The 24,339-nt window shown below is 44.4% G+C and carries 16 protein-coding genes and 1 pseudogene; 4 read left to right on the top strand and 13 right to left on the bottom strand.

What is annotated here, in order from left to right; all coding sequences use genetic code 11:
* Positions 1–69 precede the first annotated feature (69 nt).
* Entirely contained in the window at positions 70–633 is a 564-nt protein-coding gene (locus AK822_RS02130) for a hypothetical protein (RefSeq protein WP_228139048.1), read from the top strand.
* A gap of 107 nt (positions 634–740) precedes the next feature.
* Here AK822_RS02130 and AK822_RS02125 read toward each other — a convergent pair whose 3' ends face one another.
* From AK822_RS02125 to AK822_RS02110, 4 genes are all read right to left on the bottom strand, one after another.
* Positions 741–2,894, bottom strand: coding sequence for a tetratricopeptide repeat protein (locus tag AK822_RS02125; RefSeq protein ID WP_060490407.1), 2,154 nt, complete (start codon positions 2,892–2,894; stop codon positions 741–743).
* A 3-nt stretch (positions 2,895–2,897) separates the two neighbouring features.
* Positions 2,898–5,009 (bottom strand): NAD-dependent DNA ligase LigA, encoded by a 2,112-nt coding sequence (gene ligA / locus AK822_RS02120; protein ID WP_060490406.1) that lies wholly within the window; start codon positions 5,007–5,009, stop codon positions 2,898–2,900.
* 293 nt (positions 5,010–5,302) lie between these two features.
* A complete protein-coding gene (locus AK822_RS02115; RefSeq protein ID WP_060490405.1) occupies positions 5,303–6,319 on the bottom strand; it encodes a cell division protein ZipA in 1,017 nt (338 codons plus the stop codon).
* Between the two features lie 214 nt (positions 6,320–6,533).
* Entirely contained in the window at positions 6,534–10,499 is a 3,966-nt protein-coding gene (locus AK822_RS02110; protein ID WP_060490404.1) for an AAA family ATPase, read from the bottom strand.
* A 139-nt stretch (positions 10,500–10,638) separates the two neighbouring features.
* Here AK822_RS02110 and AK822_RS02105 point away from each other — a divergent pair, with 139 nt between their 5' ends.
* Positions 10,639–10,938 carry a DUF4298 domain-containing protein gene (locus tag AK822_RS02105; protein ID WP_060490403.1) on the top strand — a complete coding sequence of 100 codons (300 nt, stop codon included), beginning with the start codon at positions 10,639–10,641 and terminating at the stop codon, positions 10,936–10,938.
* On the opposite strand, the gene AK822_RS02100 is transcribed toward AK822_RS02105, so the two are convergent.
* Both AK822_RS02100 and AK822_RS02095 read right to left on the bottom strand, forming a co-directional pair.
* On the bottom strand, positions 10,939–11,880 hold the full coding sequence (locus AK822_RS02100) for an STM4504/CBY_0614 family protein (RefSeq protein WP_060490402.1): 942 nt from the start codon (positions 11,878–11,880) through the stop codon (positions 10,939–10,941).
* Positions 11,881–11,927: 47 nt separating this feature from the next.
* Positions 11,928–12,731, bottom strand: a complete 804-nt coding sequence (locus tag AK822_RS02095; RefSeq protein WP_060492142.1) for a sulfite exporter TauE/SafE family protein — start codon at positions 12,729–12,731, stop codon at positions 11,928–11,930.
* A 195-nt stretch (positions 12,732–12,926) separates the two neighbouring features.
* Here AK822_RS02095 and AK822_RS02090 point away from each other — a divergent pair, with 195 nt between their 5' ends.
* Both AK822_RS02090 and AK822_RS02085 read left to right on the top strand, forming a co-directional pair.
* Complete coding sequence (locus tag AK822_RS02090) at positions 12,927–13,886, top strand: biotin--[acetyl-CoA-carboxylase] ligase (protein WP_060490401.1); 960 nt, start codon at positions 12,927–12,929, stop codon at positions 13,884–13,886.
* 37 nt (positions 13,887–13,923) lie between these two features.
* The gene (locus AK822_RS02085) at positions 13,924–14,652 is read left to right on the top strand and encodes a pantothenate kinase (RefSeq protein WP_060490400.1); all 729 of its coding nucleotides are present in this window, start codon (positions 13,924–13,926) and stop codon (positions 14,650–14,652) included.
* A gap of 83 nt (positions 14,653–14,735) precedes the next feature.
* Here AK822_RS02085 and AK822_RS02080 read toward each other — a convergent pair whose 3' ends face one another.
* The 7 genes and pseudogenes from AK822_RS02080 to AK822_RS02050 form a co-directional block, all read right to left on the bottom strand.
* On the bottom strand, positions 14,736–15,203 hold the full coding sequence (locus AK822_RS02080; protein WP_060490399.1) for an energy transducer TonB: 468 nt from the start codon (positions 15,201–15,203) through the stop codon (positions 14,736–14,738).
* A 169-nt stretch (positions 15,204–15,372) separates the two neighbouring features.
* Positions 15,373–16,560, bottom strand: a complete 1,188-nt coding sequence (locus AK822_RS02075; protein WP_060490398.1) for an isovaleryl-CoA dehydrogenase — start codon at positions 16,558–16,560, stop codon at positions 15,373–15,375.
* Between the two features lie 117 nt (positions 16,561–16,677).
* Entirely contained in the window at positions 16,678–17,598 is a 921-nt protein-coding gene (locus tag AK822_RS02070) for a hydroxymethylglutaryl-CoA lyase (protein ID WP_060490397.1), read from the bottom strand.
* 36 nt (positions 17,599–17,634) lie between these two features.
* Positions 17,635–19,752, bottom strand: coding sequence for an acetyl/propionyl/methylcrotonyl-CoA carboxylase subunit alpha (locus AK822_RS02065; protein ID WP_060490396.1), 2,118 nt, complete (start codon positions 19,750–19,752; stop codon positions 17,635–17,637).
* Positions 19,753–19,821: 69 nt separating this feature from the next.
* Complete coding sequence (locus tag AK822_RS02060; RefSeq protein ID WP_060490395.1) at positions 19,822–20,631, bottom strand: enoyl-CoA hydratase/isomerase family protein; 810 nt, start codon at positions 20,629–20,631, stop codon at positions 19,822–19,824.
* Positions 20,632–20,680: 49 nt separating this feature from the next.
* Positions 20,681–22,291 carry a carboxyl transferase domain-containing protein gene (locus AK822_RS02055; RefSeq protein ID WP_060490394.1) on the bottom strand — a complete coding sequence of 537 codons (1,611 nt, stop codon included), beginning with the start codon at positions 22,289–22,291 and terminating at the stop codon, positions 20,681–20,683.
* Positions 22,292–22,404: 113 nt separating this feature from the next.
* A pseudogene (locus AK822_RS02050) lies at positions 22,405–24,180 on the bottom strand (AMP-binding protein).
* Positions 24,181–24,339 lie beyond the last annotated feature (159 nt).

Here is a 24,339-nt window from a genome sequence, read left to right as displayed (position 1 = left end):
ACGGTTTGCTGCTTTTGTCTAGAGAAGCATCAAGAAACCTGTCAAAATAGCGCTGATAGGATATTGTTTATGATTAATAATACTAAGGATACGTCGATGGCTAAGCGCCTAATAAATATGATGATCATCGCTACTGCCAGCCTGTGGGCACTGGCAGGCTGCGACAACAGTGCTGAAACTGCCGCTCAAGCTTCTGAGCCAGTGGTGGCGACCGCAGACTCATCAACGACAGCCACTAAGACTATCGACTGGTCAGTCATGGCGAGCGGTGAAAAGCCCGCTGACCCTGCCAATTATCAATATCCGTTTGCGCTCGATAGCCAAAATGTGCGCGACTACGCAGAGTATTTCAAGGTAGATAATGCGACGGCTCAGCATAATCTAACGGTAAGCATGGCAAGTAATGAGGCACTATCGAAAGCCTTGGATCAGCTGAGTGAAAGCTATGTCTCGCATGAGCTAACTGATGGAAATGAGATGAAACTCATTATTCATACCACGCCTGATGTCGCTGCTAGTAGTTATGATTACGTGCTGTCTGATGACTTTGCGAAAGGATTGGTATTACCAATTGAGATTAAACCTGATGGTAAGAAGGGTGATGTGAAGGCTCATGGAGAGGTGCAGGAGTAGAAAACTGGCATATCGTACAGGTGATAACCCATGAAATAAAAATAGATATAGAACATGGATTATCACTAAGTTAAGAATATATTTTTAGACTTAACTTACTAATTTGACTATCGAAATACATTCCCTGATACTTCAACTGGTACATCAACATCCTTTAGAATGTGATCAAAATACCTTTTATGATGAATAGCAGCAGGGGCTATATAAATTTTATCAAGATGACTTTTAACGTTAGGCTCATACTCAACATATAAAAAACTACCGTACTCCATTGTCACCTCAGACCTATCAATTGAAGTAATATAAATCATCCTACATTCTTGCTCCTCACGAAATGCTGAATGTTTGATTAAATACTTTAAAGGTAAGAGTATCTCGTCCAGTAATATGATTAATTCTTTATATATTGAGCTAGCAAGAGTAAGCTTTAGATTGCTAATTTCTGTTTCTACTTCTGTATAGATAGTCTTTAGGCTGTTATAAGCAGCTTCAAATTTGCTAGTTATTATTGCCATATAGTCTCTATAAAGACCCCACTCATATTCAGCTTGAGACTGCTCTGTACCGTTTTTTACTATCCTTTTTTCGCCAAATTCACGAAAAAACGTTAAACGATTTCGTTGTGCTAAATGAAAATACTCTGATGTTGGATCTAAATAAACACACCTCATCACAGAATATTTAGCTACCTCATTATCTACAGAGGCTTGCACCTTTACATTATCTAATTTCGTATCAGTTATAGTTGAAATATTTTTAATAATTTTTGAAGAGTTCTCAACCGGTAAATGAGATAGTCCTCCTATAAAGTTCTGAGATTGGAAAAACTCTTTCCTGAATACCAAGCTCATTCCAGAAGCTTCTTTGTTATCTTGCTTACCATAAAGTCTAAACTGATTAAGACTGTCATGGTTAAAAGTGAAACAGCTTATAAAAGCGTGAAATTCTTCATTGAAATCTAATGCAGTAAAATTATTATCTTTTACACCTTTCAGCTTTCTGATAAGCAATTGACCCTCACTAGGGTCATTAACATTATTAATTGTATTCAGTCTGAACAAGCTCGGAGGTTTTTCCTTGTGCTCGTTACCTAATAGCAAGTTACAAGTATATGTCGACGTGTAATGAGCGAGCTTCCTCTCGAAAGGCTTTTCTTCATCAGCGTGGTTATCAAAGTCCAAAGTTAAAATACTAACCATATTTAATACTGTATCTAATAAATTTAATGAACTTAGACCAAGATTATTCGTTTCAGAAGTTTCTAATAGCCCACATATTTTTCTATAACAATAAGTCTCATAGGGATAAGATAACCCAGCATTATTAAATGCTTGTTCAGCCTCTCTGTATTTTTTTGATTCATGGTCACAAATTAGAAGCTTACCGATTTCGTATTGAGCGGATATATATATCTTTAACTCATCTGACGATAGTATATTACTCCATATTCCAATAGCTTGTTTGGTATCGCCTTTGTTTTTAGAATCAAAACCTACCATTAATTGTGCAAAGGCATAATGTGTAGCATTGTCTTTACGTTTTACTCTACATAATGCGTCTAGAAACCCTATATCACTACCCATATCTTTCATCAAAGAAGCGATTATAAGCTCTGCTTTGGCATACACTCTTGAATCATCAGAACACTTAATATCACATAAATACTTTAATGCACTCTCATATTCATCTTGCTCTTTTAGTATTTGAGCAGCTAGATACCTAGATTTTGCATAGGCATGAGGACTATCTGAATGATCAATAGCTTCTAAAAGTGATAAAGCAGATTCTTTATCATCATTGATGTATAGCATTAGCCCGAGATTATATTGTGCTTGACTATATATCTCCAAATCATCTGCTCGGTTAATGTTCTTCCAGGCTACCTGAGCAGCATTCTTATCGCCCTTTGTATCCAAAGCGACCCCACTATCGAATTGTGCATGAGCATATGCCTTTGGATCATCTGTGCGCTTTATATTACTCCATGCAGATAACGCATTTTCGATATCTCTATTTTTTTCAAAAGCGATACCTGTATTCAATTGAGCATAAGCATAAGAATTTGGACTATCTTTCCGTTCAATATCTTTCCACACAGATAACGCACCAGAAACATTATTACCTTGTGCTAAGATAATACCAATATTAAACTGAGATTCCGCATATGCCTCATCCCCATCCTTCTCACGCGTCACCTTTTGCAACTCTTTAATTTCTTGCCGAGTTTCTTCGTCCAGACCTTCCATGTCATCAGTATTCATACCCTACTCCCCAACCATCGCCAAAAACTCATCCTCACCCACTACTTTGACGCCCAGCTTCTCCGCTTTTACCATTTTCGAGCCAGCTTTATCACCTGCCAGTAGAGCCGTGGTTTTTGCTGATATGCTTCCTGAGACTTTTGCACCGAGCGCTTGCAGCTTGGCTTTGGCTTCATCACGCGCCATGCTATCAAGTGCGCCCGTAATGACCCACGTTTGCCCATCGAGTGGCAGTCCTTCTGATGCGACTTGCTCAACCTTATCCCAATGTACGCCAGCTTCTCGCAATGCAGTGATGACTTCGATATTGTGCGGTGCGCGGAAGAATTTATAAGCAAGCTCAGCAGTGATCGCACCGACGTCAGGCGTTTGCAGTAGCTTATCGATATCAGCAGCCATTAGGCTATCAAGGTCGCCAAATTGCTGCGCCAAATTCTGCGCCGTCGTCTCACCGACACCGCGAATACCCAGCGCATAAATAAAGCGCGCGAGTGTTGTATGCTTACTGGCTTCGATAGCGCTGAGGATGTTTTGTACTGATTTTTCGCCCAGTTTCTCAAGCGTAATCAGCTCGTCTTGATGATTGTGCAATTGATAGATATCAGCGACTGTCTTCACCAAGCCATGCTCAAAAAAGCTAATCAGCCAACTTGCGCCTAATCCATCGATATCCATTGCCCGACGCGAGACAAAGTGGATGAGCGCCTCGACCTGCTGCGCGGGACAAAATAGCCCACCAGTGCAACGCGCCAACGCTTCATCTTTGGGTAACACCACAGGTGAGTCGCATACTGGGCAGGTCGATGGCAATGTAACGGGTTGAGAATTTTCTGGACGTTGATCTGTCCAAACACGGGTCACTTTAGGAATCACATCGCCTGCACGGTGGACGCTGACCATATCGCCTGCACGCACATCCAAGCGCTGAATCTCACCAAAGTTATGCAAGGTGACATTGCTGACCGTGACGCCACCGACTTTCACGGGTTCTAATTTACCAACGGGCGTAATCGCGCCGGTGCGTCCGACTTGCCACTCGATAGCATGCAAGCGTGTCATGACGGTTTCGGCAGGGAATTTATAAGCGGTTGCCCAGCGCGGCTCACGTGATAAAAAACCAAGCTGCTGCTGCAACGCCAAGCTATTTACCTTGATGACCATGCCATCAATCTCAAACGGTAGCTCGCCACGTGTCTCCTTTACCGATTCATAATAGGCTTGAGCCTCGCGTGGATTTTGTACCACCTCGACTGCACTGACGGTAAAGCCAATGGTTTTTAGCCAAGCAAGCGCTGCTGATTGGGTTTTGAGATGCTCAGGCAACCCTTGATTGACTGAATAACAGTAAAATGCGAGCGGACGGCTAGCAGCAATGGCGGGATCTAGCTGACGTAAACTCCCAGCGGCAGCATTGCGTGGATTGGCAAAGGTTTTGTCGCCCTTTTCTTCAGCAAGGCGATTCAAACGCTCAAAGCCCGCTTTCGGCATCAGCACTTCACCGCGCACTTCTAATAATGGAATCTCGCTTGCAGCCGCGAGCCAAAGTGGCAAATTGCGAATGGTTTTGGCATTTTGGGTGATATCTTCGCCCGTTTGTCCATCGCCACGTGTGACCGCTTTTATAAATTGTCCATGAGCATACTTGAGTGATACCGCCAAGCCATCTAGCTTTAGCTCCATCTCATATTCAGGGTTTTTCTGCGCATCATTGAGACGATCATTCACGCGGCGCATAAAGCCATGTAATTCATCATAATCAAAGACGTTGCCAAGCGAGAGCATCGGAATATCATGAGTGACTTGAGTAAAAGCCGATAGCGGCATGTCGCCAACTTGATTGATTGGGCTGTCTGGCTGTACCAAATCTGGATATTGTTCTTCAAGCGCCAATAAAGAGCGGCGCAACTGATCGTATTCGCTGTCTTCTAAAATAGGATTATCAAGCACATAGTAGGCATAATTGTGCTGCTTAAGCGCATCGATAAACGTGCGCATCTGGGTGACGATAGCATCATTATTTTTTATAGGGTTGGTAGTATTGATGTCTTTATTAATGTCTTTATTAATGTCTTTATTAATGTTTTTAGAGGTAAGCGGTGAGATAGGGTCAGTCATAGTCGGCGTCTTTTTCTTTGCAATTCAAGATGCCGATATGATAACAAGTTTGTAGGATGCTCGGATATAGTCGGTTCAAGATAATTTAGATACTGTGTCAGGCTCGCTCAGTCTACTATGTGTAGTACTTTCACTCACCTTCCTTGTATCTAAATTATCTTGAACCAACTCTAGCATTTTTCAGAAACTAAAGCCCATTAAAAAAGGCAAATAACGTCAAGCGCTATTTGCCTTTTAGAATACTGCTAATATGAATCAGCTTTTATTAATAAACCTGTATTCATACATTAAAACTAACCTTCATAATCGCGAACTTGGTTACGCAATTGCTGTTTATATTCAGGGGTGATTGGTTCGTTCTCTTCATCGAGCATAATGGCATCCAAATCACTTGCCATCATGTAAGCAATACTCATCATACTATCGAAGCTACGCAGCGCTTGTGGATGCGGCAGCGATAAGAATACTACCACGCCATTATAAGTATTGGTCGCCACGCTATGCGGATCAAAAGGCGCGATACCACTATCGGTGATACCCATCATGCTAAACCATAGCATACCTGTGCCGTCTTTTTGCTCATAACGATGGAACATGTTCATCGCGCCATAGCGCAGACCATACTTATCAATTAATGCCAATAAATCACGACCACGGATAATCGCGGCTGGACGGTCGCGATATTGATGCGGCAAAATAGTGATATTGATGTTGTCTTTGGCATTGATGAGTGGACCGTTTTGCGCTTCATCCACTGGCTCTGAGAGATGCTGATCGAGTATCGGACTGTTATTATCGAAGCTTGGCTCATCTGCGGTATCAATAGAGGGCATCAAGCTGTCAGTTGCGGACATCAAGCTTGAAAACGCATCCTGCTCTTGCTCGATATGCATTTGCTCAGCGGCTTCTGCAAACTCGCTGTTGTCAGCACGCTGCTGCTCTGCTTGCCAGCGCACATAGTCAGCATCATCTATTGTGTCAGTATCGCTGTCATTAACATCCGCATGCTCAGCTGTCAGCTGCGTATCAACATGGGTATGAGATTGAGTCAAAGGCTCGTCTTCGACCACCGCATTTAGATAACTGCGATCAGGGGCGATACTTGTTTCGCCAGCGACTGTATCATCCAAGTCTGGCTGATCGACGATATTGCGTTCATGACGCGGTATGATAGGAATACCGTTTTTATCATAATTGACCGCTACCGCTTCAGCATTGTTGCGGCGCTTAAAGCTACGAATGACCATAAATAGCCCTGCAAGCATGATAAATGCGGCAATGGCAATCAATATAAACTGAATAGCGGTCATAAGAGATACATCCTAATATATGACAAAAGGGAATACATAAGAGGGAATAAATGGCAATAGTCTAGCATGGCTAATGAATATCGTCACCATATAGTCATCGTTTACCGTGAGGCTGACACACTTGCGTGACGTTGTAATATTGGCACATCATTTCTAACTATACCACCGACAACTGCTACCAGTTATCAATTATTTTTGCTATTCAGCGCTGCTCTTAATCAGAAAGATAACGTGACGCCTCATCAAGCGAGACGCTGACCAAGATAGAAATGCCCGCGCTTGGCATAGTAACCCCTTTTAACTCATCGGCAATCTGCATCGTTAATTTATTATGGCTGATAAAGATAAACTGTAAATCGTCTGCTAATTCATGAATAAGACTGGTAAAGCGAGCGACGTTGGCGTCATCAAGTGGTGCATCCACTTCATCCAGTACGCAAAATGGCGCAGGATGCTGCTTAAATATCGCAAAAATCAAACTCAATGCAGTAAGCGTCTTTTCGCCGCCTGACAGCACAGCGAGACGGCTATTACGTTTGCCTTTTGGCTGTGCCATCAAGGTTAGCCCTGCCCGCCACTGTTCTGATTTTGGTGCACTAACAGGCATATCATCCGTATTGAGCGTTAAACTGGCTTGCCCGCCACCAAACACTTTGGCAAATAAATTGGCAAGCTCAATATTGACGGCATCGAGCGTCTGCATAAATAGCGTCTTGGTGGTCTCATCAATCGAAGCAATCGCCTCCGTTAACGTCTGCATACTGGCAGCAATATCGGCTGTCTGCTGCGCGAGTGGTTGTAGGCGCTCATTAACTTCTGCCAACTCTGCCACGGCTGCCAAGTTGACTGCGCCAATTTTACTTAGCTGCTGCTCAAGCTGCACGCGCTCAGACTCAAGCTCAGCGATTTTATCTGGGCGCACACGGCGGTCATGCGCAATAAAATCTGCCAATAAGTTTGAGACGCTCATCACTTGTTGCTGATGTTGTGGATGCTGCGCTATGTCTGATTGTGCTTTATATTTATTACTTATATTATAGTAAGCATCTAGCGCTTCTTGCGTATGGCTACTAGCATCCTCTAATTTTGCAGCGCTTAGTGCCAGCTCGGTCGAGTGGTTAGCAAGCGCATTTTGCTGGGTTTGCAGTGTGTTTTGTAAGCTATCTAGCTCTACTTGCTGCTGATTGTATTCTTGCTTGAGCACCGTTAATGCGGTCTCGCGTCCTGCTAATACAGCCTGCTGCTCATCGCGCGCGGTCTGTGCTGTTTGTAATGCAGCTTGCAGTGCTGGCAATGTATTTTGCTGCTGCTCATGACGCGTCTTTAGATTTTGCTCGCTTTGTAGCGACTTATCAAATTGCTCGGTTGCACGCGCAAGACTGCTAGCGCTGTGCTCTAAACGCATCTCACTTTGTTGAATACGAAGTTGCAAGGCTTGCCAAGCGTCATCATCCGCTTGACGGGTACGACTTAGCTCACTGCGCTCAGCTTGTAATTGATGAGTTGCCGCACGAGCATCGGCGATTTGTGGCGTTAGCGCTGCTATTTTGTTTTGGATATCTTGCTGCTCATGATTGAGCGATTGTTGTTCCTGCACCAGCTCCTGTTGCTCTTGCTCAAGGGCTGCTTTATCAGCATTGAGGCGGTGGCTGTCCGCTTGCAAACGTTCAGCGTTGGCGCGCTGAGTAGTGAGCTTTTGCTGATACTGATGCTTATCGCGGGTTAATTGCTCAGCTTGCGCGCGCGTTTCTTCTAAGCTGACAGTCATTGCATCATAGTTACGTTGGTTATTAGCAATCGCCTTTTGCTGGTCTTGTATCTTGGTTTCAAAACTATCGAGCAAATTCTCTAACGCTTGCAGACGGCTGCGCTGCTGCAAACGCTGGGTTAAAAATTGACTGTTGCTGTTATTGCTACCATTTTTCCCATCTTGCGCACCAGCGAATTTGCTTAGATTCATCGTACCCTGACGACTGATAAGCCAGCCGTCAGTCGTTAGTAAAATAGCTGAAGATGGCAATACTTTTAAAATCTCAGCAAGCGCTTCTAACGTTTGCTGATTAGCTGTCTCAGGCTGTGCAATATATAAATAGCACTGCTGCCAAAGCGCTAAGTTCGGTGCGCTAATCAGCTGTGATAAAGGCAGTATTTTATCAATCAAACTCTCAGGCAATTCGCTAACCAGTGGCTTGGTATTTACCTCATTTTTCTTAGCAGATAGCCATAAGCTATGACCATTTTCTAGCTGCGATTTATTTTCTTTAGTAGTAAGCCCATACTGCGCATTTTGATATACAAATAAATCTTTCAACTCATGCTCAAGCACCTGCCATAAGCTATCGGTTTTTTGAGAGTCATCATTAATCTTTTCACTGCTCGTTTGGTTAGAAATCAGCACATGGCTATCTAGCCACAATGCCAATACGCTATCAAGTAGCTCTGCATGCTGCTGCCCTTTCGCGCTTAACTCAATCTGGTCACGCAAGGTGGTAATGGCTAATTCGTTATAATCGCTAGCTATTTCATTTTCTAAATCACTTTTAACATCAGCAGTTTTTGCATGAACAAGCGGTTGCGATTTTGGTGTCGGCTTAGGATTCAATATTTGATGCAGGGTATCGTACTCACCCGCCAATACGGCGTGGCGCTTCTCACTCTCGCTTAACTCGCGCTGCTGCGTGTGTAATTGCTGTTGTAAATCCTGCGCTTGCGGTTGTAGCTCAAACAGTCGCTCATTCACACTGTCTTGTTGGCGTTCAATCTGCTGCAACTGTTTATTTAGCTCGGCAACTTGCGCCGCTAACGTCTGCTGTAGGTTTTGTGCATCCGTTGGCGCTTGTGCATCAGAGCCCTTATTATTGCTAGATGTTGATAGCGACTGTTGTAGTTGCTGCCATAAATGCTGCCAGTTTGTATGACGATGCTGCCACTTATCATGATTTTGCTGATAACGTTTTTGTGCTTGGCTATTAATGGCTTGCTGTTGTTCAAGCATGCGCGCATTATCTTGCAAGCGTGATAGCTGATTTTGCGCGTCATGGTAGGCGCGCTGCAATGGTTGCTCGTTGCGTTTATGCGCTTCACGTTTATTCGTTAATTCATTGAGCTTAGGACGCAATCCTTCTAGCACAGTCTGCTGCTCGGCTTGCTCAGCCTTTAAGCGATTTATCTCATCGACTGCTTGCTGACGTTGTTGATCCAAGCTGGCTAGTTGCTGCTCAATATCGGTCAGCTGTGACTTGGCATCACCTAATTGATGCTCTGCTTGTTGATAGCTTAGCTGCTGTTGATAATGGGCGCTTTGGGCATCGTCTTTTAGCCATTGCTCTTGATTGATATGAACAGCAAGCTTATCTTGCTTGGCTTTTAGGGTGTCATAGTTGGCTTGTAAAGTTGATACTTCAGTAGCGCTGCGCTCATGCGCTATTTTTTGCTGCTGCTGAGTATGCTTGGCTTGATAGAGCTGCTGAATGGCAAGCTGCTGCTTGATATCAGCTAGTGTTAGCGCTAATTCCTCATAACGCTCAGCACTGGCGGCTTGCTTAGATAAGCGCTTTTGTTGGCTGACCAGCTCGCTTTGCATATCGTGCAGACGTGCTAAATTATCTTTCGTTTTCTCGAGCTTCTTTTGCGTTTCTTCGCGGCGCGCTTGATAGCGTGAGACTCCTGCTGCCTCTTCGATAAACTCACGCAGCTGCATCGGGCTAGACTCAACGATACGCCCAATCATGCCTTGTTCAATCACCGCATAGCTACGTGCGCCAAGTCCCGTACCCAAGAATACATCGACCACATCACGACGACGGCAACGCGTACCATTGATAAAGTAATCTGAGCGACCTTCCTTATTTACCTGACGACGAACGGACAGTTCTTGATACAGATTAAATTCATGGCGAATACCAGTCTGCTCATCTTGCGTATGCTCAAAGGTCAGCTCAACACTGGCGACACTTTTGGCGGATTTATCTTGCGTGCCAGCAAAGATGACATCACTCATCGCGCCGCCACGCAGCTGCTTGGCAGAGGTTTCACCCAGCACCCAACGAATGGCATCAATGACATTAGATTTGCCACAGCCGTTCGGCCCGACAATGGCGGTAATACCATGACGAAAGGTAAAAGTCGTAGGATTGGCAAAGGATTTAAAGCCTGCCAGCTTGAGAGATTTTAGGCGCATGAAGGATCAGTAAATATGGCGAAAACAGGCGGCTATTCTACCTGAAATTGTGACGGATTTTTAGGGTTTGTGAAGGATGCTATAATAGGGCTGAAAATAATAATCATTCGTCTAAGTATCAAAAAATAAGAGTATAAAAATGCCTAACTATAATCCGCAAGAACTACAGCAAAAATACGAGCAATGGTGCAAACTGCATCGCCAGCAACTCGAAGCGCAGCAGCAGTTTTTGCAAGCTGAAGCATTGCAAAATGAGTTGAAAGATTATTATCTCAATCTGCAATGGATGACAGATCGTGAAACGGATCTGCCAATTGAACATTCAGGTGATGAATACTCTATCTTTAGTGAAGATGCGCTATGGAGTATGCTCAGCGACCATGATGAGCTAGCAAGAAAATGGATGCGTTTGGGGCTGGATGCGATTGATAGGAAATAATCATTTCATGCTTTCATCTGCTTTGATTAAAAATACAATGGTAGAGGCTGTCATGTGTAGCACATACTGAATAAGGTGTTCAGGAACTTCTATGTCATCATTACCTTTACCATGACCACTCAATTTGTTTCGAGGTGTACCTATACTCGAAGTAAGTATATTGCTTAATGAATTAAATTGATCTGTCCAGAACTTTGGTATCAATTCATTAGCTAAGCAACAATCAATAAGCTTCTTTGAAGCTGCATTTTTATCACATACCCAACTTCTCTTGTGGATTATGATTTTCATGGTACTTTCAAAAGCTTTAAGACAATCTGTTAGTGCTGAATCGTAACGACCATGACGATAATGTTCGTGAGCCTTTAAAAATTCTTCTTGTGCACCTTTATATATTGGATTACTTAGTAACTGTAAAGCTGGCTTAACTGCTTCAGCATGAATAAACTCAGAATCGACTCTAATAATTTGACCATTCTCGTATTGATAACCTACGCCATGCTCACGAAAACGTTGGTTCAATTCATTGATAGATTCATCAACGTTTATAGAAACTTTATACCTATATTCTCTAGCGAAGCTTGAAATAGTTTGCATCATCAACTCTATAACACTTAGAGCTTGTTCAGTATTGTCTTCACTTAAAAAATAGTTAGAAATACTTTCAAAGTAGGTGATATAAATTTCATTATCGCTATCTTCTTCATTTAGTTTAAATACACCTATTTCTTTGCATAGACTCTTGTAGCATTTTTTCAAATGTTCACGATTTAAGCTGCTAGGATTCCAACCACCGCCTGAATAGTCCGCTTTTATTGTTTCATCCCATAAGTGAACCATTTGGACTTTTAGTTTATCTGGTAATTCATCGTATTGATAAACATCAGGATACTCACCTCGGAGCTTCTTCTGCCTTTTATGAAATAAATCAACAATAGCCATATTAAACCCTCAATTTATTGATTAATAACTACTTTCCTAAACCAAAACTAAATCACCCCAATCCCACTTAACAATAGCTGCCCGCCTGCAAACAATAACAACACCCCAAAGGCACGCTTAAGCGTCAGCGCAGGCAACTGGTGCGCAAGCTTGGCACCGACTTTTGCCATCGCAAAGCTAGCGACGGAAATACATAAAAAACCCGTAATATGCACAAAGCCTATCGTGCCCTCAGGTAGGTTGACCACATCTTGCCCGAACCATGCAAACCCTGCCGCACCAGCCAATGCAATCGGCAATCCACAAGCGGCAGACGTGCCGACCGACTGCTTCATCGGTAACCCTGCCCAATTCAAAAACGGCACGGTTAAGCTGCCACCGCCAATACCAAAAATAGACGACGCCATGCCAATCCCTGTACCCGCGCCGAACTGTACGCCAGTTGACGGTAGCGGTTTACCCAGCTGCTCTTTATTGGACAAAAACAGCATTTTTAAAGCAACCAATAACGCGCCGACACCGATGATGGCTTGCAATACTTTTCCATCAATCATATCAGCGATACCTGCTCCCACCAAACTACCGATGACCAAGCCGAGTGCCATTTTGCGCCACACTTCCCAACGCACGCCGCCGCGCTTATTGTGCGCAGTCATTGAGCTGATCGAAGTCACAACGATGGTCGCCAGTGATGTACCAATCGCCAAATGGGTCACCACTTCTGGTGAAAAATCATAAGCGGTAAAAATCCATACCAATGCTGGTACGATAATCATGCCGCCGCCAACGCCAAATAGACCAGCACTGACACCCGCAAATGCCCCTGCAATCACAAACCATACATATAACATCATCGAATCAGCCCTTTATCGTACTTATTTTTATAAAAATTCTTTAGTTTTATAATCACTTGCCTATCGCATTTGCTAAATCATAATCCGACCTTTATGCTGTTTATTTGATACTGTCTAATCGCGACAATCTCATGACAATCGCCCAGTATAACAAAGATTATCCACGCCATATTAACCACATCGACGAAACTTATGCCGCCATTTTCCAATTTTTCTGACGACTCATTAGCGCTTCATCATTTACCACAGCTGAACCATCGCCACCTTGTCAGCAGTGCCTCTACCAATAGCGAGCTGATAGCAGACGTGCAACATGGCACGTTAAATGCTGCGCAGATGCATTTACTGACCGCTGAAACCCAAAGCGCAGGTCGTGGACAACACGGGCGCTCGTGGCAATCACCACGCGGCAATGTCTATCTGTCGTTATATCATCCTGTTCATCTGCCGATTAGCGGTTTACTGTCATTAATCATCGGTGTTGAACTGGCAAAAATGCCCGTTATTCAAATATTAAATGAGCAATTGCGCACGCAAGGATTGACGCCAATCGGCGTGAAGTGGGCAAATGATTTGGGCTTTTATCAACCACCATCTGACTCAGTGTTAAATGAGCCTAAACTGGCAGCACAGACCCTACCCTTTAATAAACTTGCGGGTATTTTAATAGAACCTGTTACCCAAACGGGCAAATTGGTCGGCGTGGTGATGGGCGTAGGACTTAATGTACAGGCAACGCCCAAACTCACTGCGCAAACCTGTGAAGGCATGAGTTATCAGGCGATTAGCCTACAGGATATTTATGAGAAGCTAAAACCAGAGACAGATATTGTGAGCCTACCAAGCCTAAAAATACTGTACCAACAAATGAGTAAAGCACTGCTAGCCGCGATGACTCGCTTTGAGCACCTAGGATTAGAGAAGCCCACTGGTCAAAGCTATAATTTGGACAGCTTTTTAAAACAGTTTGATTCGATGGATGCACTGGCAGGATTACGCTTGCACGTTACTCAAGAGCATAACGGTAAAACAGATAGCATCACAGGTTATGCTTGTGGTCTTGATACACATGGATGTTTGCAATTGCGTCAAGATAACGGTAAGATTTCTGCGCTTTTTACCGGACGCATCGACGTTATTGATAAGGCTTAAATCAAAGACCCAATGGGCACGATATAAAGGGATTTTTATGCTCTGGTTAGATCTTGGCAACACCCGTCTAAAATACTGGCTCACCGATGATATCGGACAAATAGTCGCGCATGATGCCAAACAACATTTGCAAGCGCCTGCCGAACTACTGATGGGTTTGACCGATCGCTTCGAGCGTTACGCACCTGATTTTATTGGTATCTCATCGGTACTGGGCGACGATTTGAATGTTAAAGTGTCAGAGACATTAGGTCGTCTGAATATTCCGTTTGAGTTTGTCCATGTCGATGCGGCGCACGCTTTGATGAAGAGTGCTTATAATGACAAACAGCTCGGTTGTGATCGTTGGCTACAGATGCTCGGCGCCGTGGATAAGAAGAAACGCCAGTGCGTGATTGGCTGTGGTACAGCAGTGACCATAGACTTAATTGACCATGCTGAGCATTTGGGTGGTTATATTTTCCCCAGTATTTATCTGCAACGCGAGTCACTATTTTCAGGCACCAAGCAAATTACTATCTCTAACGGCACCTTTGATAGTGTCGGTCAAGGCATGACCACACAAGACGCGGTACATCGTGGTATCTTGCTCTCTATTGTCGGTGCCATCAATGAGATTAGCCATCGCCATCCCAACTTTGAAGTCATCATGACGGGTGGCGATGCAGCGATTATCTCGCAGCATGTTAACCGTCCAGTGCGGCTGCGTGATGATTTATTGTTAAATGGCTTGGCACGCTATTTTGATCATACCAAACAGTCGTAATCACTTTATTAACCTTATAAAATGATTAATAAAAAAGCAGTACGTCTTAAGCGTACTGCTTTTTTATTATCGTTTAAGCTTTATTAATACTCAAAGACTATTGGGATGGTGACATTACCTACTACTGTCTTACTATCTTTTCTAAATGGTTTAAAAAGAGAACGACGTAGTTCTTTTTCAAATCCACTATCAATTCTATCGGAACCGCTACTCTTTAATACGGTAATATTGGCGACTTTGCCTTCTTGATTTACCCTTAATAAGAATTCCATTTGAACACGCTTCTTTTTGCAAGGTTCTTCCGGATCGCAATAACCCCCTAAAGCACGAATGTGGCGATTGTTAAAACTTGGCTGACGTAACCACTTCGCATCAGAAGTCGCAAACTGGATGACAGGTTGCGCTGGTGATAAGTCTGCTATTTCAGCATTTGCAATGTGTGCCGAAAATATACTCAGTACTAGCATCGCCTTTGTCAGCGCAGAAATGATAGTTAATCGAAGGCGTATTTTTAAGTGTCTTTTAAGCGCGGTAGTAGTAGTCGGCATCATAAGCAGTATCTGATAAATATGGCGGATAAAAAAAGCTAAGGGTCAGCTTTATTAATCGATTATTGTTAACCAAAAAATAAAACCGTACCTTAGCACAATTGTTTATTTTTTTCCAGCCGTTACCTCGCACAGCCCAAAGCCATGTTGATCAATCTAGCCTGTGTTAACGTTATTTAGTCTCATTAAACAGCTCACGACCGATAAGCATACGACGAATCTCACTGGTACCCGCTCCAATCTCATATAGCTTGGCATCACGCCAGTAGCGACCAAGTGGATACTCGTTGGTATAGCCATTACCGCCAAATATTTGGATGCCCTCACCTGCCATCCACGTAGCCTTTTCGGCACACCATAGAATCACACTAGCACAGTCTTTACGCACTTCTCGACTATGACCAGCACCGCGCGCGTCCAACATATCGAGATTTTTGCCGACGGTGTACAAGAAGCTGCGACCTGCTTGCAATATCGTATACATGTCTGCGACTTTACCTTGGATAAGCTGAAACTCACCGATCGCTTGACCAAATTGCTTACGATCATGAATATAAGGCACGACATTATCCATCACTGCTTGCATGATACCGATAGGACCAGCTGCTAATACCGCACGCTCATAATCTAGTCCGCTCATCAGTACCTTAACGCCTTCATTGAGACCGCCCAAGATATTTTCGCTTGGTACTTTTACATTGTTAAAAGTCATCTCACCAGTATGGCTACCGCGCATGCCGAGCTTATCGAGCTTTTGCGCGGTACCAAAGCCTTCCATACCTTTTTCAACGATAAAGGCCGTCATACCTTTGGCACCCATTTCAGGATTGGTCTTGGCATAGACCACCATCACATTCGCATCAGGGCCGTTAGTAATCCACATTTTGCTGCCGTTTAACACATAGCTACCATCTTTTTCTTCAGCTTTGAGCTTCATGCTGACGACATCTGAGCCAGCACCCGTCTCACTCATTGCCAAGGCACCGATGAACTCACCGCTGACCAGCTTTGGCAAATACTTTTGTTTTTGTGCTTCACTACCATTGCGTTTGATTTGGTTGATACATAGGTTTGAGTGCGCACCATAGCTTAGCGCGACCGATGCTGAAGCACGGCTGATTTCTTCCATTGCAACCATATGTGCGACGTAGCCCATATTAGAGCCGCCGTACTCTTCAGGAACGGTAATACCATGTAGACCGATGTCACCCATCTTTTGCCATAGATCCATTGGGAACTCATCGCTACTGTCAATTTCGCTTGCACGTGGTGCGATTTCATTTGCCGCAAACTGCTGCACGACATCACGTAGGGCGTCGATATCTTCGCCAAGCTGAAAATTCAATCCAGGTAAACTCATAACCATTCCTTGTGTTTTGATATTCTGACATTTTTAACGTTTGAATTCTAATTTGTTTTTTGAAGTCACTGTATTTCTGATGTCATTTTTTATGTCATAGCCAATCCACTATACTAATTAAGACTGACGTTTATTGATGATGGCACGTGCCACGTTTGAGCCATTTGGGCGCTTTAAGAACGCACTGATACGCTCGCCTGCCACGACCAGTTTATCCAAATCAATACCTGTACTGATACCCATACCATGCAGCATATACACCACATCTTCGGTTGCCACATTACCCGTTGCGCCTTTGGCATAAGGACAGCCGCCCAGTCCAGCCACTGAGGTATCAAACTCGCTAACACCCATTTGTAGTGCGACTAGCGTATTGCTCAATGCTTGACCGTAAGTATCATGAAAATGACCCGATAGCATAGAGATATCAGCATATTTTAATGCGGCTTGTAAGGCGCGTTGCACCTTGATCGGTGTACCAACACCAATCGTATCGGCAATGCCAATCTGCTCAGCACCAATCTCAACCAATCTTTTAGTCACGTAAGCTACTTGGCTTGGGTCAATGTCACCTTCATAAGGACAGCCAACTGTACAAGAGATCACGCCGCGGACTTTGATACCTTGCGCTTTTGCCGCAACGGCAACGGGCGCGAAACGCTCAATGCTCTCATCAATACTACAATTGATGTTTTTTTGACTAAAGGTTTCACTGGCTGAGCCAAAAATAACGATTTCATCAGGACGATGCAAGATGGCATTTTCAAAGCCACGCATATTTGGCACGAGTACAGAGTAGCAAATATCCGCATGCCGCGTCGGCGCTAGTGCGTCAAGCAGCGCGCTATTATCGCCCATTTGTGGCACCCATTTTGGCGAGACAAAACTGGTTGCTTCTAGCTTTTTGACACCTGCCGCAATCAAATCATTGATAAGCGCTTGCTTAACCTCAGTCGGTACCGTCATTGACTCGTTTTGTAGCCCATCACGCGGGCTGACATCAACGATTCTGACATGGCTTGGATACGAATGGCTCATGCTTATCATCCTTTTTATTACTTACCTGTTATTAAGCTATTCGCTTTCAGCATCAATGCGTAATAATTCGTCACCATCAGCGACCAAGTCACCTGCTGCAAATAGCAATTCTGCCACCACGCCATCCGTCGGCGCAGTAATAGTATGCTCAATTTTCATGGCTTCGATGACTGCTAACGGCTCGCCTTTTTTCACAGTATCGCCAACTGCCACTTTAAAGGCAACAACCTGTCCTGGCATCGGTGACTTTAAACTACCGACTGCTGCAGACTCTTCGCCTACGTGCGCCATGATATCAACAAGCGCAATCTCGTCACAACCACTGTCTGTGAACACATAAACGGTCTCATTAAGCACCCAGCTTTGCGCACTAGTACGTGCATCATCTAACCATAACGTATGATTGTGTTCGTCGCTACTGGCATAGCTCACTTGACCTTCATAGACCGTTTCGGTCTGAGCAGCGACATTAATATTGCTATTATCCTGCGTGTTAGCGATTTCCTTTTCAATAACAAGCGTAAAGCTACTAAGGTTATCGCTGCCTTTTTTGCTGTCAGAACAATTTGCATTGTGCCAGTTGCTCATGCGGGCCGTATAAGCACTCTCATCATAAACCAAGCTGAATGAGCGAGTGTAATCGTTATAAGCACGGAAGCCGGTAGGTTTGCTAAATGGATCGATACCTGTTTCTTGCGTCACCATCTCGCTCGCAAGCTGACGAGTAATGGCGGTCACAACCAGCGTCGATAATTCAAGCGGATGTTGATCAAATAACTCATCACGCTCGCGTTCAATCAACGCGGTATCAAGATTGGCTTGACTAAATGACTCAGTATTTAGAATGTAGCGCAAAAACGCTACGTTATTTGGCAAACCTACGATGCGCGTTTGTGCTAATGCACGATCAAGCTTTGCTAATGCCTGCTCTCGCGTTGGTGCATGAACAATAAGCTTGGCAATCATAGAGTCATAGAACGGGCTAATTATATCACCTTCGCGCACGCCATCATCGATACGTACACCAGTACCATTTTGATCAATCATAAAGGTGCTGTGTTCAGGTTTTTGATACGTAAACAACGTACCTGTCGCTGGCAAGAAGCTATTGTCAGGATTTTCAGCACAGATACGCGCCTCAATTGCATGACCGTTGATAGTTAGGTCGGCTTGAGCTTTTGGTAATGGCTGACCTGCCGCAACTAAAAGCTGCCATTCGACCAAATCGACACCGGTAATCGCTTCGCTGACTGGGTGCTCAACCTGCAACCGCGTATTCATTTCCATGAAATAAAAATCCATAGAATCTTCGCGCTGCTCAACGATGAACTCGACCGTGCCTGCGCCAACATAATCGACCGCACGTGCTGCTTCGATGGCAGCAGTTCCCATTGCTTCACGCATTGCAACATCAACGCCTGGAGCTGGCGCTTCTTCTAATACTTTTTGGTGGCGACGTTGCACAGAGCAATCGCGCTCAAACAAATGCACATAATTACCGTGCGTATCACCAAATACTTGGATTTCGATATGGCGCGGTTTTAATGCGTATTTTTCAACCAACACTTTATCATCACCAAAGCTGGTAATGGCTTCACGGCGGCATGAATCTAGCAAGTCAGTAAAATCGCTGCTTTGCTCCACGATACGCATGCCTTTACCGCCGCCACCTGCACTTGCTTTAATTAATACTGGATAACCAATAACATCTGCTTGCTGTTGTAAGAATGTGGCATCTTGATTGTCACCATGATAGCCCGGTATCAGTGGTACGCCTGCTATCTCCATCAACCGCTTGGATTCAGATTTGCCGCCCATGGCACGGATAGCATCAGCCGATGGACCGATAAATACCAGTCCTGCATCCTGACAGGCTTGCGCAAAGTCCGCGTTTTCACTTAAAAACCCATAACCCGGATGAATCGCTTGTGCGCCAGTCTCAAGCGCTATCGCGATAATCGCATCGCCTTTTAGGTAGCTGTCTTTCGGTGCCGAACCGCCTAAATAAATAGCCTCATCACAGACAACGACATGCTTGGCCTCACGGTCAGCATCAGAATAAACAGCAACGGTACTGACGCCAAGACGCTTAGCAGTCGCAGCCACTCGGCAAGCAATTTCACCACGATTGGCAATTAGAATTTTAGAAAACATAACTATCCCTGTGTGTTATCGTTTTTATTTGAGGTCTTGTCTATTGACTCATTTATCTCTCGTGCATTATCAATCTGCCGTCAGCCAATTGGGCTTACGTTTTTGCAAAAAGGCTTGCACGCCCTCTTTACCTTGCTCTGATGAGCGAATATCAGCGATGCCTTTTACCGTATCGGCAATCAGCTCATCAGTGATGGGCGCACCCGCGACATTGTGTAATAGCTGCTTACAGGTTTTAACTGCATCAGGGCTGTTTTTGACAACTTTGCTACAGAATATAGCAACCTCATCGTCAAGTGATTCTTCGCTAACACGCTCATGAATAAAACCAAGCTGACGTGCCTTTTTGGCATCAAACACTTCAGCACTTAAGAAGTAACGCTGCGATGCTCTAGCACCCAATGCTCGGATAACATAAGGGCTAATCGTTGCAGGGGCTAACCCTAAACGCACTTCGCTGAGGCAGAAGTTAGCAATTTTAACGGCGATGGCCACATCACAAGCAGCGACCAGACCCATGCCACCAGCATAAACATCACCTTGAATAGCAGCAACTGTTGGCTTAGGACATTCATAAATAGTTTTGAGCATTTGCGCCAATTTATCGGCGTCTGCTAGATTCTCTTCATAGCTATAATCTGCCATGGCACGCATCCAATTTAAATCAGCACCCGCACAGAAGGCCTTGCCAGCAGCGGCTAGCACAATGACACGTACCTCATCATCAGCGCCAAGCGTATTGAATGCATCGGTTAACTCGGCAATCATTTCATCGTTAAAAGCATTACGTATCTCAGGACGGTTTAACGTCACTGTAGCAACGTGCTGTTCGACTTTAACCAGTAAGCTTTTATAATTTTTATCACTGTCTTTTTGCATAACTTTCTCTATATTTTATATCTCATTATTTAGGCAAACTTTAGAATGACTACATTCTAAAAACACCAAAAGTCGTCTCTTCGATCGGAGCGTTATAGGCAGCGCTTAACCCTAATGCCAATACATGACGCGTATCAGCAGGGTCAATCACGCCGTCATCCCACATGCGCGCGGTGGCATAATATGGGTGACCTTGCTTTTCATACATATCGAGAATCGGCGCTTTGAATGCGGCTTCATCATCATCACTCCATGCCTCGCCTTTACGATCAAAATTGTCACGCTTGACTGTTGCCAATACTGATGCTGCTTGCTCGCCGCCCATCACAGAGATACGCGCATTTGGCCACATCCATAAAAAGCGCGGGCTATAAGCGCGGCCACACATGCCGTAGTTACCAGCACCAAATGAGCCACCGACGATGACCGTGAATTTTGGTACTTTAGCATTGGCCACTGCCATGACCATTTTGGCACCATGACGGGCAATGCCTTCGTTTTCGTATTTACGGCCGACCATAAAGCCAGTGATATTCTGCAAAAATATCAATGGGATTTTGCGCTTGCAACATAGCTCAATGAAGTGCGTGCCTTTTTGCGCTGACTCACTGAATAAGATGCCGTTGTTGGCGATGATACCGACTGGCATCCCTTCGATATGAGCGAATCCGCAAACCAGCGTCATGCCAAATCGCGCTTTAAATTCATCAAAAGCACTGTCATCGACGATACGAGCAATGATTTCTTTGATATCAAATGGCTTGCGCTTGTCCGTTGGAATGACGCCATATAGCTCTTTGGCATCATAGCGTGGTGGACGCGGTTTGATTTGATTGGGCACTTGCTTCGCAGGACGATTTAGATGGCTCACGATGTTGCGCGCAATCGACAATGCATGGGTATCGCTTTGTGCTAAGTGATCGACAACCCCTGACAGACGGGTATGCACATCGCCGCCGCCCAAGTCTTCAGCAGTAACTTCTTCACCTGTCGCCGCTTTGACCAGTGGTGGACCACCCAAAAAGATGGTGCCTTGGTCTTTGACGATGATCGACTCATCACTCATCGCTGGTACATAAGCCCCGCCAGCCGTACAGCTGCCCATAACCACAGCAATCTGCGGAATACCAGCGGCACTCATATTGGCCTGATTAAAGAAGATGCGACCAAAGTGTTCCTTATCAGGGAACACATCATCTTGATTGGGTAAGTTGGCCCCACCTGAATCCACCAAATAGACACAAGGCAAATTGTTTTCTTGCGCGATTTCTTGCGCACGTAGATGTTTTTTGACCGTCATTGGATAATAAGTGCCGCCCTTTACCGTGGCATCGTTACAGACGATCATACACTCAATACCATTGATACGACCGATACCCGCAATCACGCCAGCAGCAGGAATCTCTTCGCCATACATATCGTGTGCAGCCATCGGTGCCACTTCTAAAAATGGCGTACCCACATCTAATAAACGCTCGACACGCTCACGAGGCAAGAGTTTACCACGGGCTAAATGCTTGGCACGCGCACGCTCTGAACCGCCTTGCACGACTTTACGTAAGTGACCATATAAGTCATCAACCACCGCTTGCATTGCGGCACTATTTTGCTGAAAGTCGCTTGAGTTTGGACTCAGTTTACTGGTTATGATAGCGCTCATGATATCCCTTTTCTTTAATGCGTAAATGCAAGTGGCTTCTTTATCTTATGCTTTATTTTAGCTTTTACTTATATATCTTATTCATAAAATAACAGATAAGAGTGGTTAAATTTCTATAAACCCAGCTCTTCTTTCATCTGCTCAATGATTTTATATTTCTGAATTTTTCCAGTGATGGTCATTGGATATTCCGTCACGAAACGATAATAAGTTGGTACTTTATAATGGGCAATATGCTCGCTACAGAACTGGCGAACTTCTTCTTCCGTCAAGCTGTCTGGTTCTTTAGGAATGATCCACGCCGCTAATACTTCGCCATATTTTTTATCAGGAATACCGACGATTTGTACATCACGAATCTTTGGATGACGATAGAGATAGTTTTCGATTTCGACCGGATAGATATTCTCGCCGCCACGAATAACCATGTCTTTACTACGACCAACGATTTTGACATAACCATCTTCATCCATCGTTGCCAAATCACCCGTATGCATCCAACCATCTTGGATGGCTGCGCGGGTTTTGAAGCGACTGCCCCAATAGCCTTTCATTACTGAATAACCGCGTGTCAGTAACTCACCGGTCTCGCCCAATGCGACAGTCTCACCGGTTTCAGTATTGATGACTTTGACTTCAAGCGCAGGCTGTACTAAACCAACGGTCGATACTTGCTTATCAAGCGGCGTATGTTCATTGGTCTGGCAAGATACTGGACTGGTCTCTGTCATGCCATACGCAATGGTGACCTCACTCATGTGCATCTCATCGATGACGCGGCGCATGACTTCAATCGGACAACTAGAGCCTGCCATGATGCCCGTACGCAAAGTCGATAAATCAAAGTTTTTAAACTCCGGATGGTCAAGCTCAGCGATAAACATCGTTGGCACGCCGTGCAGACCCGTACATTTTTCTTCTTCCACTGCTTGCAATACGGTTAGCGGCTCAAAACCATCGTTCGGATAAACGATACAGCCACCATGCGTGAGAATCGCTAAATTACCAAGCACCATACCAAAGCAATGGTAGAGTGGCACCGGAATACACAGTTTATCCTCTTCTGTGAGATTCATAGACTCACCGATGAAGTAACCGTTGTTAAGAATATTACGATGGCTTAAAGTCGCACCTTTTGGCGTACCAGTCGTACCACTGGTGAACTGGACATTGATAGCATCGGTGTTTTTGAGCTGGGCTTGGCGCTCTGCAACACGCGGATCGTTGGCATCGCCTTCTGCCATCCATGCAGAGAATTTATGCATAAAGCCAAAGGTTTCTTCACTGTCAGGCTCATCAATCCAGATGATACGCTCAATCGTTGGAATCTCGACCAAATCAAGCTGGGTGTAGTCTTTGTGATAAATCTCAGGACACAGTTCACTGATGAGACTGGCGTAATCGCTGGTTTTGAAATGGCGCATGAGCACAAGCGCCGAGCAGCCCAATTTATTCAAGGCATATTGCAGCTCAAAGGTACGATAGGCAGGATTGATATTGACAAGAATGACACCGACTTTTGCCGTTGCTAATTGCATTAATAGCCATTCAGCATTGTTGTGTGACCAGATACCGATGCGGTCACCGATTTCGAGTCCCATCTCAATGATACTACTAGCCAGCTGATTGACTTACTGTTGCAGCTCGCGGTAAGTCCAGCGGATGTTTTGATGGCGAGACACCAACGCTTCGCGCTCTGGATATTTGGATACAATCGCATCAAAAAAGTCACCGATAGTCGCTTCAATGAGCGGCACATCAGGACCTTTGTCATAGCTTTGGGTAAGCGGTGCATTTGCTGAGCGTGCGCCCATATTAATACTAGGAATGCTATTTAGAATAGTATCAAAATCAATTTTAGTCGCATCAAAATCAGAAGTTTGCGTCATAACGAGTCCTTTCGTTTTACTTTTTATGGTGCTTATTAGTCGCCTATCACCGATTCATTCTTCCTTGAACAGGTATTAACTAGCGTTAGCTACTATACCGTCTTAAATCGAAGACTGTCAATAATAGTAATACAATATGTATCATTTAAAATGATAATA

The organism is Psychrobacter sp. P11F6 (assembly GCF_001435295.1).
GTDB lineage: Bacteria > Pseudomonadota > Gammaproteobacteria > Pseudomonadales > Moraxellaceae > Psychrobacter.
Note: the sequence above shows the minus strand (reverse complement) of the source record. Positions and strands in the feature narration are given on the sequence as shown.

Coding starts and splice junctions, on each gene's coding strand:
- AK822_RS02110 (WP_060490404.1), bottom strand. CDS start 10,499: ATGCGCCTAAAATCTCTCAAGCTGGCAGGCTTTAAATCCTTTGCCAAT.
- AK822_RS02060 (WP_060490395.1), bottom strand. CDS start 20,631: ATGCAAAAAGACAGTGATAAAAATTATAAAAGCTTACTGGTTAAAGTC.
- AK822_RS02055 (WP_060490394.1), bottom strand. CDS start 22,291: ATGAGCGCTATCATAACCAGTAAACTGAGTCCAAACTCAAGCGACTTT.
- AK822_RS02075 (WP_060490398.1), bottom strand. CDS start 16,560: ATGAGTTTACCTGGATTGAATTTTCAGCTTGGCGAAGATATCGACGCC.
- AK822_RS02065 (WP_060490396.1), bottom strand. CDS start 19,752: ATGTTTTCTAAAATTCTAATTGCCAATCGTGGTGAAATTGCTTGCCGA.
- AK822_RS02125 (WP_060490407.1), bottom strand. CDS start 2,894: ATGAATACTGATGACATGGAAGGTCTGGACGAAGAAACTCGGCAAGAA.
- AK822_RS02130 (WP_228139048.1), top strand. CDS start 70: ATGATTAATAATACTAAGGATACGTCGATGGCTAAGCGCCTAATAAAT.
- AK822_RS02080 (WP_060490399.1), bottom strand. CDS start 15,203: ATGATGCCGACTACTACTACCGCGCTTAAAAGACACTTAAAAATACGC.
- AK822_RS02100 (WP_060490402.1), bottom strand. CDS start 11,880: ATGGCTATTGTTGATTTATTTCATAAAAGGCAGAAGAAGCTCCGAGGT.
- AK822_RS02085 (WP_060490400.1), top strand. CDS start 13,924: ATGCTCTGGTTAGATCTTGGCAACACCCGTCTAAAATACTGGCTCACC.
- AK822_RS02090 (WP_060490401.1), top strand. CDS start 12,927: ATGCCGCCATTTTCCAATTTTTCTGACGACTCATTAGCGCTTCATCAT.
- AK822_RS02115 (WP_060490405.1), bottom strand. CDS start 6,319: ATGACCGCTATTCAGTTTATATTGATTGCCATTGCCGCATTTATCATG.
- AK822_RS02070 (WP_060490397.1), bottom strand. CDS start 17,598: ATGAGCCATTCGTATCCAAGCCATGTCAGAATCGTTGATGTCAGCCCG.
- ligA (WP_060490406.1), bottom strand. CDS start 5,009: ATGACTGACCCTATCTCACCGCTTACCTCTAAAAACATTAATAAAGAC.
- AK822_RS02095 (WP_060492142.1), bottom strand. CDS start 12,731: ATGTTATATGTATGGTTTGTGATTGCAGGGGCATTTGCGGGTGTCAGT.
- AK822_RS02105 (WP_060490403.1), top strand. CDS start 10,639: ATGCCTAACTATAATCCGCAAGAACTACAGCAAAAATACGAGCAATGG.